The following is a 14,818-nucleotide window of genomic DNA, read 5'->3' on the forward strand; positions in this document are numbered from 1 at the left end:
GCATGAAGTCGCTATTTGAACGAGGCCCAACACTACTTACGCGGCTGGTGCTTGCACTCGGCTGCGCTCTCACTTTGATGTTCTTAGACCACCGGCTCAATACGATGCAGCCGGTGCGTTCGTTTATGAGCACCCTGATTGCTCCGGTTCAATACCTCGCCGTACTGCCTGAGCAGGTAATGGACAGAATTGTCTATCTCGCCACCACACGCACCATGCTACGCAATGAAAATAAACTGTTAAAGCAAGAGCTGGAAGAACTGCAGATGGCAGTGCAGCGACTGAACTTTCTAGAAAACGAGAACGATCGGTTACGCCAATTGCTAGGTTCGGATGTACGTGAAGCTAGTCGTCGTATGGCCGCTGAAGTGGTTGCAGTAGCAACGGACCCATTTTCGCATCAGTTGGTGATCAATAAAGGCCTTGCCAATGGCGTCTACGAAGGCCAGCCGGTATTGGATAATCGCGGCGTGGTGGGGCAAGTGATGAGCGTTGGCCGTGGTACGGCGCGGGTGTTACTGATCGCCGACCAAAGCCATGCTATTTCGTTACGGGCCGAACGTAATGATATCCGCGTCTTAGCTAAAGGCACGGGTGATTTGCAGCAGTTAGAATTGCAGTTTATCCCCCACAGCACGGATTTAGAGGTAGGCGATAAATTAGTATCATCTGGGTTGGGTGGCATCTATCCGGAAGGTTATCCGGTAGCTGAGATCATCTCCATCGACCGCAACGAGCGCTTACAATATGCCCGCGTGTTAGCACGTCCTTATGCCCAACTTGATAGGGTGCGCACCTTGCTCTTGTTATGGCCAGCGGATGCTACGGAGCAACCGGTTTACGATACCGAAGAAGAGACGGCAGGAAACGATAATGTGGATTAAAGCCGGATTATTACCGCTGTTTATTACTTATATTATCGGGCTAGTACTGATGGTGATGCCGATGCCGCTGTTTTTAGAGGCTTGGCGTCCCGATTGGTTAAGTTTGGTGATCATTTATTGGTTGATGGCACTGCCCCACCGCGTAGGGATGGGAACCGTTCTGATTCTGGGGCTGATGACGGATATCCTGATGGGGTCTATCTTTGGAATCTATGCTAGCGCCTTATTGGTCATGGCCTATGCGCCGATTCGTCATTTTCAGCGCTTTCGAAATTACTCGCTGACGCAACAGGCATTGGTAGTTGCGGTGCTTATTTTAGTCAAGCGGGTGTTGGTGTATCAGTTAGAGCACTGGCTGAACGATGCGGTGTTTCATGTGTCCTATTTATATCCGGTGATTTCGTCGGCCATAGCTTGGCCATGGGTGTATCTGATTCTACGCAAATATCGGCGGCACTATGGTATCCAATAACCTGGTATCCAATAAACCCGCCGCGAGGCAGTTAGTGTTGGCGTCGGGGTCGCCGCGGCGTGCTGAGCTATTGCAGCTTTTGGGTCGGCCGTTTCAGGTGGTGTTACCACAGGTTCCCGAACAACGCGCGCTAGGAGAATCTGCAGCGGCCTATGTACAACGTCTCGCCATCAGTAAAGCCGAAGCCGGTGCAACCTTGTGGCGCACCAAGGCAACGGCGAACACCACGAGCAACAGCTTGGTGCTAGGTTCTGATACTGTGGTTGTGGTTGGTTATGCACAAGCGCACGAACAGGTGTTAGAAAAGCCGCGTGACTTTGCCGATTTTCAACGCATGATGCAGTTGCTAAGTGGCACCACTCATACGGTTCTAACTGCCGTGGCGGTGACCCAGAGCGCACAGCTAGAGCCGACGACAGACGTGACTATGGCTACTACGGTCGCCACCGAGGTGAGTTTTAAACCCTTAAGTGAGGGCGAGATCGCAGCTTATTGGGCCAGCGGTGAACCGCAAGATAAAGCCGGTGGTTATGGTATTCAAGGCTTAGCAGGGCGCTTCGTCACCCACTTGCAAGGCAGCTATTTTGCCGTGGTGGGGCTGCCGTTATATGAAACAGCAGAATTATTAACGCGTGTTGAGACGCAGCAAGCAGGCGGTCAGCAGTAGGAGTAACACGCATGAGTGCAGAAATTTTAATGAACGTCACACCCACCGAAACTCGCGTGGCTCTGATCGAAAACGGTATTTTGCAAGAAATCCACATTGAGCGCCAAGCCAAGCGTGGTTTAGTGGGTAATATTTATGTGGGTAAAGTATCGCGAGTACTGCCAGGGATGCAGGCTGCCTTTATTGATATTGGCTTAGATAAAGCGGCGTTCTTGCATGCGTCCGATATCGTGACCCATATTGATCAAGAAGAGCTGTCGCGGAACAATGTCACCACCGCAGACATCGCCCAATTAGTGCGCCCAGGGCAGCAAATTCTGGTACAAGTGGTCAAAGATCCACTTGGTACGAAAGGCGCGCGCTTAACCACCGACATCACTATTCCTTCACGCTACATGGTGTTGATGCCGCAATCACCGCATGTTGGTATTTCACAGCGGATTGAAGACGAAGCCGAACGGAATCGTTTGAAAGCCGCTGCCCAGCCTTATTGCGACGAAGACGGTGGCTTTATTGTACGTACCGCTGCCGAGGGTGCAGCCGATGACGATTTACAGCGCGACGCGAAATTTTTGCGGCGGCTTTGGGACACTATTCAAAAGCGTCGCAAAGGCATGCGTAAAATCGGTTTGGTGTATGAAGATTTGAATTTATCTTGCCGTATTTTACGTGATTTTGTTGGCGATGAAATTGAACGTATTCGGGTTGATTCACGCATTACTTACGATGTACTGCGTGAGTTTGTCCAAGAGTTTATTCCTGAACTCAGCAATGCGCTTGAGTACTACAGCGGCGAGCGTCCTATTTTTGATTTGTTTGATGTTGAGAATGAAGTGCAACGAGCGCTAGAGCGCAAAGTTGAGCTCAAAAGCGGTGGTTCTATCATCATCGATCAAACGGAAGCTATGACCACTATAGATATCAATACCGGTGGTTTTGTTGGGCATCGCAATCTCGAAGAAACCATTTTCAATACCAACATCGAGGCGACTCAGGCAATCGCTCGGCAACTGCGGCTGCGTAACTTAGGCGGTATCATCATTATTGATTTTATCGATATGCAAAACGCAGATCATAAACGACGGGTATTGCACAGCCTTGAGCAAGCTCTTGCTAAAGATCGCGCCAAAACTTCGATTAACGGCTTCACCACCTTAGGCTTGGTGGAAATGACGCGTAAGCGCACCCGCGAAAGCTTGGAGCACGTGCTCTGCACCGAATGCCCAGTGTGTAGTGGACGCGGCTCAATGAAGACGGTTGAAACCGTCTGTTATGAAGTGATGCGAGAAATTGTGCGGGTAAACCGTGCTTATGCTGCCGATCATTTCATGGTATATGCTTCGGCAGCAGTAGCCGACATGCTGCTGAACGAAGAAAGCCATGCTTTGGCTGAACTTGAGGTGTTTATTGGCAAACAAGTTAAGGTTTTAACCGAGCCTATGTATAACCAAGAGCAGTTTGACGTGGTGATGATGTAGCCCCATGTTGAGATTTACCGCACGCTGGTTATTTCGGACTCTGCTCTATTCACTGGCCTCAGCGCTGGTGCTTTTTGCGATGCTGTTAACCGGCTTGCGCTATCTGTTACCGCAAATTCCTGATGTGACCAAACAAGTTGAGCAACTCTTAGCTGCCCAGTATCAAGTGCAAGCAGATGTGGGCACTTTAAGTGCCGACTGGAGTAGCGCAGGGCCTGAGTTGGTGTTGCATGATGTGCGCCTACAAACTGCCACCAACCTCAACTCTCAAGTGAGTGTTGACGAAGCTCGTGTGCAATTTAATTTTTGGCAAAGCGTCACTTCGGCGTCGCTGCAATTTGAGCAGGTGAACTTTAGCGGCCTGCGGTTGCAATATGACCTGCGTGATACCCAACAAGATAACGCCGCTAGTTTGGATGTTCCGGATACCCTACTTAGCTTTTTACTGACCCAGCTTGATCATGTCGAAGTATCTGATAGCGTGATTGAATTGGTTAACTTGATTGGGGTGAAGCGCTCGATTCAAGTACAGCGGTTAAGCTGGATGAACCGCGGTGCGCGCCACCAAGGGGTGGGCGAACTTAGTTTTACTGGGGTGTCTGAGCAGAGTTTAGATTTAATCATTGACGTACATGGCAACGATCCGCAGGCGTTATCCGGGCAGTTTTACGTGGCGGCGAACCAGGTAGACATTACCCCTTGGTTACAACAACAGATTGTCGATACCCAAATTCAGCAAGCTGAGTTTAATTTCACCATGTGGCTTAACTTCGCCCAGAATAGCTTTACCCAAGGTCTATTAGAATTAGGCGAACACCAATTGGCGTGGCGGGTAGGCGAACAGCAACATCATTTGCGGATTCCAAGCGGACAGTTGCAACTGCAACCGGAAGGCGATGGCTGGCTAGTGAATAGTAGCCCCATGACTATTACCCACAATCAACAGCAGTGGCTCCTCCCTACGTTCAGTTGGCAACAGACCCCAGCGCGAACTCGTTTAAGCGCTAATAACATCCCCCTTGCGCCGTTACTGCAATTGGCCAACTTGTTAGGATCGCGGGGTGTTGAACTGAGCGATGAGATGAGTCGCCGTGAGGTTGGCGGTGAACTTGATATCGTTTTTGATCATGAAATTAACCAGCCGCCACGTTGGTATGTGCGCGGCCAACAGCTGGCATGGCAAGAAGCTGCAGGTATTCCTGGCCTACAGAGTGCTGAATTGGAATTACATGGCACCGGCCAACAAGTAAGTTGGCATTTACACGGGCAAGACATGGCCATTCAAAGTGCTGCTTTGCATCCAGACCGACCTTGGCCGATAACAGCTCTCGATATGCATGGCCGCGTTGATTGGAGCCAAGCAGACTGGCAAGTTGAGGTCTATCCCAACAGCTATTTGGGCTTGCCAGGCATGCAGTTGGCGGTGGCGGCACTGATTCATCCTACCGCCGACTCGGTGATGGTGAATGCCCATGCCGAAAGTTTGGATACCACCCCCATTAGCGCCGACACCTTGCGGAATCATTTGCCGCTGGTGATGGGGGATGATCTACACGACTACTTAAGTGTCGCCATACAAGCTGCAGAGGCGCAAGATTTAGCAATGGTATGGCGCGGCACCATCGCTGATTTCCCGTACATTAACCAGCGCGGGGTGTTTCAAGCCCGCGCCCGGGTGCACGAATTAGTTTATCAATTTCAACCTGATTGGCGCCCAGTTTACGATGCTGATGCTGTGGTGGAATTCCATAATGAGCGTATGCACATTGTTGCTGAGCAGGGCTTAATAGGCGACGTTCAGTTACCACGAGTAGATACGATTATTGCCAACATTATTGGCACGCCTTTACAGCTCGATATAAGTGCTAGCATTCAAGGCGATAGTAAGCACTTACAGCCGGTGTTTGAAGATAGCCCACTGGCAGATTCTCTAGGGGCTACCTTTACCCAGTTGCAACTAACGGGAGCCATGCAGGGCACGCTACAGCTCACCATTCCTTTTGGTGAAGGCCAGCAAGTGATTGCCGAAGGAGCTGCCACTCTAACCGATAATCAGTTGTATGTAACTAGCCTGCAACAACAGTTTGAACAGGTGAATGGCACCGTGTCTTATCGTAATGACGAGATCAGTGCCGACGATCTAAGCTTGACCTGGCAGGGCTTTCCAAATCAAATTGATTTACGCGGTCTGTCTCGCAGCGACGATTATTTTGTTCAGGTTAAGGCGCAAGGAGACTGGGCTTTAGATAAGTTCGCGCCACTGGCCATGGGTACCAGTGCTTGGCAGGCTGATTTTAACTTGAGTTTACCTAAAGACGGCGGTTATTCATTCAGTTGGAATCAAAGCGCAGACTTAAGCCAAGTACAACTTGATTTACCCGCACCGCTTAAGAAGCCTAGCGGACAGGCCAGCGATTTACAGTTGCAGGTATCCGGCAGTAGCGAAAGTCTATTGATTAATGCCGAGTTAGATGACAGTTGGTTAGCTGAAGTACAGCTGAATGGCGATGCCTCAGAGTTGCGTAACGGTTACATGCGCCTTGGCAAAGACTTTAGTCAAGCACCTAACCCTAACGTAGTGCGTTTTAATCCAACCTTCACTATTGATGTTAATGCCCCAGCGATTAAGGTGGATAGCTGGTTAACAGCATGGGCAGAACTGGCTGAGAAGTTGCCTGCGGGTACCGGTGACAGTGAGCTAGTGAGTGTGCTTAAACCTGATTTAATTCAGTTGGTAACGCCTGATTTAACCTTGTTGGAACATCAGTTTACCGGGGTTGCTTTTGTCGCTTGGCCGGAGAATGGTGAATGGCGCGGTCGGCTGACCGCTGATCAAACTTCGGCTGATCTTGGTCTTGTCCAAAACGGCCCGCAATCCTTGTTACAGATTGATGCCGATTACTTGGAACTCGCTTTGCCTGCAGCCCTCGCACCAGCCGCTAAAACAGAGAGTGATACTGATAGCGACGAGGTGGTCGCTAACGCAGTCGCTGCAGACTTAGATCAGCGCCTAGCTCAATTATCAGCACCTGCGAACTTTAACAGTGTTCCCAATATTAAGTTCAGCTGTGAGCGCTGTCGTTATGGGCCTTATGACTTGGGCCGAGTAGCGATTGCGATTGATGCCCAACCAGAACAGCTAACGGTACAGGAGTTTCGCTCTGACCAAAATAACCATACGCTCGCGGTGAGTGGCTTTTGGCGCTTGGCAGCAGCTGATAAACCAGCTGAAACCCGTTTTACCGGGCGCCTCGATTCTGATGATTTTGGTCGGTTCTTACAGGAATACGAAATTACCAGCATGGTCAAAGATAGCGGTGCTACTTTTATCTTTGACTTAGGCTGGCAAGGTGCTCCCTATCAATACAACAGCGATACCCTTAATGGCGAAGTGAACTGGCGATTAGGTCAAGGCTATCTTAACGAAGTGAGTGATCGCGGCGCGCGGCTATTCTCGCTACTTAGTTTAGACAGTATTTTGCGTAAGCTGCGTTTTGATTTTCGTGATGTGTTTGCCAATGGCCTGTTCTACACCAGTTTTGCCGGCGACTTTAATATTAACCAAGGTGTGGTTAATACGGATAATACCCGCCTAGAAGGCGCCGCCGGTGATATGGAAGTACGCGGCAGCAGCAACTTGGTGAACAGCCAACTCGACTATAATCTGCAGTTTGTGCCCAAAGTAACCTCAAGTTTGCCGGTGATTTTGGCATGGATGATTAACCCACCCTCGGGTTTAGCCGCCTTGGTGATTGACCGTATGCTGCACGATGCTAAGGTGATTAGTCGCTTAGAATATAAAATCAGCGGTACCATCGATCAACCTGAGATCACTGAGGTTGCGCGGAGTAGCCGCGATGCCCCAATTCCGCAGGAGGTGCTTAATGAACAATCAGGCGAACAACCAGGCCAACAACCAAGCCAGCCCAGCGCCGCGACGGGTACAACTGACGGCGCTGCAACTGAACAGTCAGCCACAGCCACAACAAAACCTGCAACAAATTCAGCAGCTACTAGCTCAACTGCCCAGCCATCGGCCGCAACTGGTGGTGCTGCCTGAGGCCTGCTTATGTTTCGGCGCCGGCGACAAAGCCCAGCGCGAGTTAGCCGAGCTACCGCTGCTCTCTGATAATCAAGCTGCCAAGCCTGCAACTGACCAAGCACCGTTGCAGCAGCAATTAGCTGATTTGGCACGCCAACATCAGATCTGGTTAGTGGCCGGTACCGTACCTATTGTAGATGATGCCAAGGCTGCTAAATTTAGCGCCGCTAGCTTAGTCTTTAATCCCCAAGGGGAGTGTGTGGCTCGCTACAACAAAATGCATTTGTTTGATGTCGATGTCGCCGATAATACCCGCAGCTACCGCGAATCCGCATGGACTCAGGCGGGCACTGAGGTGGTAACAGTCACCACCGAGTTTGGCGTATTAGGCTTGGCGGTGTGTTACGATGTGCGCTTTCCTGAACTCTTTCGGGCGCTACGAGAGCAAGGTGCCGACATCTTGTTGCTGCCATCGGCCTTCACCCAAGTGACAGGCGCAGCCCATTGGCACGTGCTAACTCGGGCCCGCGCCATCGAGCAACAATGTTTTTTAGTTGCCGCAGCCCAAGCTGGGGTTCACGCCAATGGCCGTGAAACATACGGTCACGCCTTGGTTTGTGATGGCTGGGGCCGCATCTTAGCAGAATCTGACGCCACCAGCGTAAGCTATGCCAGCGCGCTGGTGGATATTAATGAACTTACTAAAATTCGACGCGACATTCCGGTTGCGACGCATTTTTCTGAAACCAAGAAGGGTCTTCATGCAGTTACCTAACCAACCTGAATTTTCACGGGTTTACGATAATTTATTAACTCAGCATCAGCTGGATAGCGAACAGTTGCAGCAAGCCCTGCAACGCTTGTATACCGGCACCATTGATTTTGCCGATATTTACCTGCAAAGCAGTGTGAACGAATCTTGGGTGCTTGAAGATGGCATTGTCAAAGAAGGCAGTTTTCATATTGAAACAGGTCTTGGTGTGCGGGCCGTGCAGGGTGACAAAACCGGATTTGCCTACGCCGATGATATTTCGCCACTGGCCTTACAGCAAGCTAGCAGTGCCGCTCGTGGTATTAGCGCCGCGGGCGAACAAGGGCAACTAAAAGTGCTAACTGCCAGCCCTTATGTGCAACGCTACGCACCATTAAACCCGCTGGAAACCCTAAACGAAACCGCAAAAATTGAGCTGCTACGCGAGCTGGATGTTTATGCGCGTAGCCTAGATAGCCGCGTCGTAGAAGTGATTGCCAGCATCAGCGGGAGTTACGATGAAGTCTTGATTGCCGCCACCGATGGGACCTTCGCAGCGGATATTCGGCCGCTTTGTCGGGTTAACTGTACCGTGCTGGTGGAACATGATGGCCGCCGTGAACGCGGCAGTGCGGGCGGTGGTGCGCGGGTTGGTTATGACTATTTTAGTGAGACGCTGGCGGGCGCGAAGCCGCGCTGGCAGACCTTTGCCGACGAGGCGGTGCGCCAAGCACTGGTGAATCTAGAAGCGCGTCCTGCGCCGGCAGGAACCTTCCCGGTGGTTTTAGGCGCCGGCTGGCCAGGCGTGTTGCTGCACGAAGCGGTCGGCCATGGCCTCGAAGGTGACTTTAATCGTAAAGGCGCCTCAGCTTACGCCGGCAAGATGGGCGAATTAGTCGCCTCTGAGCTGTGCACCATTGTCGATGACGGTACCATAGATCACCGCCGTGGATCCCTAGCTATCGATGATGAAGGTACGCCAGCAGGCTACAATGTGCTGATTGAAAAAGGCCGCTTGCAGGGGTATATGCAAGACAAAATGAATGCTCGTTTGATGGGTGTTGCACCCACCGGAAACGGACGCCGTGAAAGCTATGCGCATTTACCTATGCCGCGCATGACCAATACCTACATGCTCGGTGGTGAAAGCGACCCGGCTGATATCATTGCCAGTGTCAAAAAAGGGATTTATGCGCCGCAGTTTGCTGGCGGCCAAGTAGATATCACCTCAGGTAAATTTGTGTTCTCAGCGTCAGAAGCCTATTTGATTGAGGATGGCAAAATTACCGCACCTATCAAGGGCGCAACCCTTATCGGTAATGGCCCAGAGGCCATGCGCATGGTGTCTATGGTAGGTAACGACCTAGCCTTAGATAATGGTGTTGGGGTGTGTGGTAAAGACGGACAAAGCGTGCCCGTTGGAGTAGGTCAGCCTACCTTAAAACTGGATGCGTTAACTGTGGGTGGCACCGATTAAACGGTGGCCACCTCACGTAAATATTTGAACAGCTCGCGCGCGGCAGCAGGGGCTTTGCCTTGTTGCTGCTGTTTGCTCGCTTGGCGATAAAATTGCCGTAATTTCTGCCGATCAGCGTGCGGATAAGCGGCTAAAAACTGCTGAATAGCGGCATCGCCGTCAGCTAAAATGTGGTCGCGGTATTTTTCTAACTGATGAAATAACGCGTTTTGTTCGTCGTGTGATTGCTCGAGTTCAGCCAGGCCGCGTTCAATCGCAGCCGTATCACGATTGCGCATCATTTTGCCAATCAGCTGTAACTGACGGCGGTAACCTTCGCGTGTATTACGAATGCGTTGGGCTAATTTAATGGCATCAAAAAGATCCTCATCAAGAGGGATCTTAGCAAGTTTACCGTCAGACAAATTAACCAGTTTTAAGCCGAGCTCTTGTTGAGCTTCGGCATCACGCTTGAGCTGCGATTTACTAATTAAAAAATCGTCATCAGCGTGGTTTGAATTACCATCATGATTCATGAAAGGGTCCTTGTGCATGACCTTAGGTGTTTATGTTCAAGTGAATAACCGATAGTGTACCAGAAAATTAAGCGCCCGCATGCTAAACCGCTGCGCAGCGATTCGCCGAAGGGCAAGAGGAGAGTTAGTTTGATCCCAGATGTAAAACAATTAAGTAGTGAGATGCAAGAAGTTAAGCAGTCGGTAGCGCAGGCACTGGCATATGCTAAAGAGCTTGGTGCCAGTGCGGTTGAATGCGCGTTAAGCCGTAGCCGGGGAATTAACGTCGGCACCCGCCTTGGCGAAGTTGAAACGGTAGAATTTAACCAAGACGGCGCCCTAGGTATTACCTTGTTTCGGGGCCAGCAAAAGGGTTCAGCATCTACTACCGATTTAACCGCCGCAGCCATTCGTGCGGCGGTAGAAAAAGCCAATAGCATCGCCCAGTTTACCTCGCCCGACCCCTACGCGGGCTTAGCTCCAGCTGAACTGATGGCAACCGCTATCCCTGATTTAGACTTGTGCCATCCCGCCGACCAAAGCGCTGAATTTGCCTTAGAGCAGGCGTTACGCTGCGAGCAGCACGCCTTACAAATGGATAAACGGATTGTTAACTCTGACGGTGCTGGTTACAGCAGCCACGTCGGCTATCGAGTTTATGGCAATAGCCACGGCTTTTTAGCGGGTTACCTACAATCACGACATAGCTTAAGTTGCAGTTTAATTGCCCAAAGCGGCGAGCAGATGCAGCGCGATTACGCCTACAGTGTGGCACGCCATCGTGACGGCTTGTGGACTCCAGAACAAGTGGCAGAAGATGCGGTGAACGCTACTATCGCGCGCTTAGACGGTCGCAAAATAGCAACCGCGAAGGTGCCAGTCATCTTCCGTGCAGACGTTGCAAATTCACTGTTTGGTCACTTTGTAGCAGCTATTAGTGGTGGTAGCTTGTATCGCAAATCGAGCTTCTTGGCTGACCATTTAGGTAAACAAGTATTGCCTAGCTGGTTAACCATTACCGAACAACCGCATTTGCGCGGGGCGTTAGCTAGTAGCCCGTTTGACCATGAAGGGTTAGCGACGGTGGAGCGCGATATTGTTGCCAACGGCGTCTTGGAAACTTACTTACTGACTAGCTATTCAGCGCGCAAATTAGGCATGCAGCCTACCGGACACGCCGGTGGTATCCACACCTGGCAAGTGCAGCATGGTGAGCAAGATTTAGCAGCTTTATGTAAGCAGATGGGCACCGGGCTGTTGGTCACTGAACTAATGGGCCAAGGGGTCAATATTGTCAATGGTGACTATTCTCGCGGTGCGGCAGGGTTCTGGGTCGAACATGGCGAAATTCAGTACCCAGTAGAAGAAATTACCATTGCCGGCAACCTAAAAGACATGTTGGCTAACATTGTGGCTATCGGCAATGATATTGACCTTCGCCATGGTGTTCGTACCGGTTCTGTGTTGCTAGAACAGATGCGCATCGCCGGCATGTAGCCGGCGTTAGCTCAGTAGTAGCGTCGCTGTGCCTAAGAAAGCAAAAATACCGACCACGTCGGTGACGGTGGTAAGAATCACCCCGCCGGCTAATGCAGGGTCGATATCAAACTTCTTCAAGATCAAGGGCACAGTCACCCCGGCCAAGCCAGCCGCGAGTAAGTTAGCCATCATCGCAAAGGCGATGATGGCGCCAATCAGAAGGTCTTGCTTCCAGATCGCCACCACGGCCGCAATCAGTAACGCCCAAATCACCCCGTTAAGAGCGCCAATCGCAAGTTCCTTACCAATCAACCAACGTTGGTTACTGGCACCTATATGACCCAGTGCCATCCCTCGAATGACCAAGGTCAGGGTTTGTGAACCGGCAATCCCGCCCATACTTGGCACAATGGTGTTAAGGATAGCGAGGATGGCCATTTGCGCTAAAATATCTTCAAACAAGGAACTGACCATGGCCGCCAGCAGCGCTGTGATCAGGTTGACACCTAACCATACCGAGCGGCGCTTAGCACTGGTCCAAACCGGAGCAAAGGTATCCTCGTCATCATCTAAACCAGCCATGCTCAACATCGAGTGCTGGGCATCTTCACGGATGATGTCGACCACGTCATCGATGGTAATACGACCAAGTAAGCGATTGTCTTCGTCAATGACCGGGGCCGAGATCCAATCTTGCCGCTCAAACAGTTTGGCTACTTCAGTTTCGTCCATATCTGCCGGAATGCCTTGTACCTCTTGGTCCATGACATCGCTCACTAAACGGCTAGGATCAACGGTAAGTAAGCGGGTAATGCCGATTTCACCAATAAATTTGTCTTCGCGGCTTACCACGTACAGTTTATCGGTAGCCTCAGGTAGCTCGCCTTTCAACCGCAAATAACGTAATACCACATCAATGGTAACGTCTGGGCGTAAGGTGATGGTATCCGTATTCATCATACTACCGGCGGTTTCTTCGGCGTATGACAGAGCTTGCTCGGCACGATGGCGATCTTGCTCGTCCATCGATTTTAATACTTCTTGATAGACCTGTTCGGGTAGGCCACGTAATACGTAGGCGAGGTCATCGGTATCCATGCCTTCGGTGGCGGCGGCCAATTTCTCTGGCGCCATCTGCCGAATGATGGATTTTTGCACTTCTTCAGATAATTCTTCAAGGATGTCGCCGTGCTCGTCGGCGTCAACCAATTGCCAAATGATAGCCCGCGCTTTAGGTGGCGAGGATTCAAGTAACAGGGCAACATCCCAAGCGGGCAGGTTGTGCAACTGGCGCCGAGCTTGCACGTACATGCCACGCGTAAGAGATTCGGTGACCTCTTGTAAGCGCTGTTCGGCAAATTCTTTATCGGCGATTTCTACTAGCATGCTGCAAAACTCCTGTGAATGTCAGAAGTTTACCGCATCATTGCTCTTCATCAAAGCGCGATTCGATTAACTCGGCAACGGCAGCGACAGCTGCCTCGGCATCATCACCTTCAGCTAAGATATCAATTTGCCGTCCTTGCCCACTGGCTAACAACAACAAACACATCACACTGGAGGCATCTACTTGCTGCTGCTCTTGCACAATGTACACCTTGGCGGCAAATTGTTGCGTGAGTTTAGCTAGCTTGGTGGCGGCGCGTGCGTGTAAGCCGAGTTTGTTACGGATAGTGACTGATTTGCGCACACAAGTCGGCATAAAGGGTAACTCCTAGCTTTTAAACAAGCTAAAGCGGGCTGATAGGACGGTGACGAGGGGCCTCGCGATGCTTCACTTGCACTTTGAAAGGTTGGCCCTGAAAGCGTTCTGCTAGCTGCTCGGCAATGTAGACCGAGCGATGTTGGCCACCGGTACAACCGATGCCAATGGTGAGATAGCTACGGTTGCTGCGTTGAAAGTAGGGTAACCAAGTGGCTAAGAAGTTTTCTACCTGATGAATAAACTTGGTCATTAACGGCTGTTGCTGAAAAAAGTGTTGGACGGCTGGATCTGTGCCGAGCAAGGCCTTTAACGAGGGCTCCCAATGCGGATTAGGCAGGATTCGGGCATCAAATGCGTAGTCCAGATCACTAGGTAAACCATACTTGTAACCAAAAGATTGGAAAACCACAATCAATCGTGACGCTGACTTACCCAGGGCGCGCTCGGCCACTTGTTCGCTCAGCTGGTGCACGCTTAAATCGCTACTATCAATGCGCCAAGTTGCTCGTTCCGCCAACGGCTCAAGCAAAGCTAATTCAGCTTGGAGAGCATCACTTAGAGGTAGCTCATTCTTAGACAGGGGATGTAAGCGGCGGGTTTCCGCAAAGCGGCGCAACAACACGGCCTCAGATGAATCAATGTAGAGAATTTCAGGTTTAATTTGGTCAGGTAAAAACTCCAGTGAATCGGTTAACTCACTGGCTTCGATCGGCATATTGCGCACATCAACACTCACCGCCACTTTATTGTACTGCTCAATAACCGCATGCACTAACGTAGGAAGCAAGGTGATCGGGAGGTTGTCGACACAATAGTAACCAAGATCTTCTAACACGCGCAGGGCAATAGTTTTACCGGAGCCGGAGCGGCCGGTAACTATGATCAATTGCATTTTATCTGCGGGGTTAAGGTTGCTATCGGTCATTTTACAAACAGTTCATAAAGTTCTTGGTCTGAGCTGGCATCACGCAAAGCGCGGGTGCAGGTTTTGTCGTTCAGACGCTGGGCCACTGCTGCTAAGGTTTGTAAATGCTGTTCATGCGAATCTTCTGGCACCAGCAACGCGAACACTATATCTACCGGCTGGTTATCAATCGCATCAAAATCGATAGGCTCTTCTAGGGTCAACAAAATAGCCACCGGCTTAGTAGCCGAGGCTAAGCGCCCATGGGGGATAGCAACCCCCAGCCCGATGCCAGTACTACCTAATCGTTCGCGATTGAGAAGACTTTCGAAGACGTCAAAACCGGTGGTGCCCGAGAGACGCGAAGCGGCCAGTTGGCCGATGATTTCAAGCACTTTCTTTTTGCTTGTTCCCGCGACTGCGCAGCGAGCGCAGTCGGGGCTTAACAGAGTGGATAAATCCATG

The 14,818-nt window shown here is 50.9% G+C and carries 13 protein-coding genes; 8 read left to right on the plus strand and 5 right to left on the minus strand.

The genetic code is table 11. The features are described from left to right. The first annotated feature begins 2 nt into the window (after positions 1 to 2). The 7 genes from mreC to tldD are packed head-to-tail and all read left to right on the plus strand — an operon-like array spanning position 3 to position 9,771. A complete protein-coding gene (mreC, locus tag AB8S08_RS01490) occupies positions 3 to 884 on the plus strand; it encodes a rod shape-determining protein MreC (protein ID WP_369743183.1) in 882 nt (293 codons plus the stop codon). After that, entirely contained in the window at positions 874 to 1,356 is a 483-nt protein-coding gene (gene mreD, locus AB8S08_RS01495; RefSeq protein ID WP_258306611.1) for a rod shape-determining protein MreD, read from the plus strand. Before mreC ends, mreD begins: the two co-directional genes overlap by 11 nt. Further along, positions 1,343 to 2,023 carry a nucleoside triphosphate pyrophosphatase gene (locus tag AB8S08_RS01500; protein ID WP_369743185.1) on the plus strand — a complete coding sequence of 227 codons (681 nt, stop codon included), beginning with the start codon at positions 1,343 to 1,345 and terminating at the stop codon, positions 2,021 to 2,023. Before mreD ends, AB8S08_RS01500 begins: the two co-directional genes overlap by 14 nt. 11 nt (positions 2,024 to 2,034) lie before the next feature. Continuing rightward, positions 2,035 to 3,501: a ribonuclease G gene (gene rng, locus AB8S08_RS01505; protein ID WP_369743186.1), complete on the plus strand. Its 1,467-nt coding sequence runs from the start codon at positions 2,035 to 2,037 to the stop codon at positions 3,499 to 3,501. Between the two features lie 4 nt (positions 3,502 to 3,505). Continuing rightward, positions 3,506 to 7,561: a YhdP family protein gene (locus AB8S08_RS01510; RefSeq protein WP_369743188.1), complete on the plus strand. Its 4,056-nt coding sequence runs from the start codon at positions 3,506 to 3,508 to the stop codon at positions 7,559 to 7,561. Then, entirely contained in the window at positions 7,464 to 8,318 is an 855-nt protein-coding gene (locus AB8S08_RS01515) for a carbon-nitrogen hydrolase family protein (RefSeq protein WP_369744211.1), read from the plus strand. The genes AB8S08_RS01510 and AB8S08_RS01515 overlap by 98 nt, the downstream gene beginning before the upstream one ends. Next, positions 8,305 to 9,771 carry a metalloprotease TldD gene (tldD, locus tag AB8S08_RS01520; protein ID WP_153826458.1) on the plus strand — a complete coding sequence of 489 codons (1,467 nt, stop codon included), beginning with the start codon at positions 8,305 to 8,307 and terminating at the stop codon, positions 9,769 to 9,771. The genes AB8S08_RS01515 and tldD overlap by 14 nt, the downstream gene beginning before the upstream one ends. Here the strand turns inward: tldD and yjgA are convergent. Beyond that, positions 9,768 to 10,286: a ribosome biogenesis factor YjgA gene (gene yjgA, locus AB8S08_RS01525; protein WP_153826457.1), complete on the minus strand. Its 519-nt coding sequence runs from the start codon at positions 10,284 to 10,286 to the stop codon at positions 9,768 to 9,770. The genes tldD and yjgA overlap by 4 nt on opposite strands. 129 nt (positions 10,287 to 10,415) lie before the next feature. On the opposite strand from yjgA, the gene pmbA reads away from it, so the two are divergent. Next, the gene (gene pmbA, locus AB8S08_RS01530) at positions 10,416 to 11,762 is read left to right on the plus strand and encodes a metalloprotease PmbA (RefSeq protein WP_369743190.1); all 1,347 of its coding nucleotides are present in this window, start codon (positions 10,416 to 10,418) and stop codon (positions 11,760 to 11,762) included. Positions 11,763 to 11,768: 6 nt separating this feature from the next. On the opposite strand, the gene mgtE is transcribed toward pmbA, so the two are convergent. Genes mgtE through ptsN form a run of 4 tightly spaced genes read right to left on the minus strand, consistent with a single transcriptional unit; the run spans position 11,769 to position 14,817 of the window. Then, positions 11,769 to 13,130, minus strand: a complete 1,362-nt coding sequence (mgtE, locus tag AB8S08_RS01535; RefSeq protein WP_110075989.1) for a magnesium transporter — start codon at positions 13,128 to 13,130, stop codon at positions 11,769 to 11,771. Positions 13,131 to 13,167: 37 nt separating this feature from the next. Next, a complete protein-coding gene (locus AB8S08_RS01540) occupies positions 13,168 to 13,446 on the minus strand; it encodes an HPr family phosphocarrier protein (RefSeq protein WP_153826455.1) in 279 nt (92 codons plus the stop codon). A gap of 28 nt (positions 13,447 to 13,474) precedes the next feature. Further along, positions 13,475 to 14,341, minus strand: coding sequence for an RNase adapter RapZ (gene rapZ / locus AB8S08_RS01545; protein WP_110076029.1), 867 nt, complete (start codon positions 14,339 to 14,341; stop codon positions 13,475 to 13,477). A 29-nt stretch (positions 14,342 to 14,370) separates the two neighbouring features. Then, entirely contained in the window at positions 14,371 to 14,817 is a 447-nt protein-coding gene (gene ptsN / locus AB8S08_RS01550) for a PTS IIA-like nitrogen regulatory protein PtsN (RefSeq protein WP_110075987.1), read from the minus strand. Position 14,818: the final 1 nt, after the last annotated feature.

Origin of the sequence: Pseudidiomarina sp. PP-1MA, from assembly GCF_041200125.1 — a bacterium.
GTDB lineage: Bacteria > Pseudomonadota > Gammaproteobacteria > Enterobacterales > Alteromonadaceae > Pseudidiomarina > Pseudidiomarina fusca.

Bases quoted from the DNA above. Each gene is read 5' to 3' on its own strand.
- AB8S08_RS01500 (WP_369743185.1), top strand. From the start codon at position 1,343: ATGGTATCCAATAACCTGGTATCCAATAAACCCGCCGCGAGGCAGTTA.
- rapZ (WP_110076029.1), bottom strand. From the start codon at position 14,341: ATGCAATTGATCATAGTTACCGGCCGCTCCGGCTCCGGTAAAACTATT.
- mreC (WP_369743183.1), top strand. From the start codon at position 3: ATGAAGTCGCTATTTGAACGAGGCCCAACACTACTTACGCGGCTGGTG.
- mreD (WP_258306611.1), top strand. From the start codon at position 874: ATGTGGATTAAAGCCGGATTATTACCGCTGTTTATTACTTATATTATC.
- yjgA (WP_153826457.1), bottom strand. From the start codon at position 10,286: ATGAATCATGATGGTAATTCAAACCACGCTGATGACGATTTTTTAATT.
- AB8S08_RS01510 (WP_369743188.1), top strand. From the start codon at position 3,506: ATGTTGAGATTTACCGCACGCTGGTTATTTCGGACTCTGCTCTATTCA.
- tldD (WP_153826458.1), top strand. From the start codon at position 8,305: ATGCAGTTACCTAACCAACCTGAATTTTCACGGGTTTACGATAATTTA.
- mgtE (WP_110075989.1), bottom strand. From the start codon at position 13,130: ATGCTAGTAGAAATCGCCGATAAAGAATTTGCCGAACAGCGCTTACAA.
- ptsN (WP_110075987.1), bottom strand. From the start codon at position 14,817: ATGGATTTATCCACTCTGTTAAGCCCCGACTGCGCTCGCTGCGCAGTC.
- AB8S08_RS01540 (WP_153826455.1), bottom strand. From the start codon at position 13,446: ATGCCGACTTGTGTGCGCAAATCAGTCACTATCCGTAACAAACTCGGC.
- rng (WP_369743186.1), top strand. From the start codon at position 2,035: ATGAGTGCAGAAATTTTAATGAACGTCACACCCACCGAAACTCGCGTG.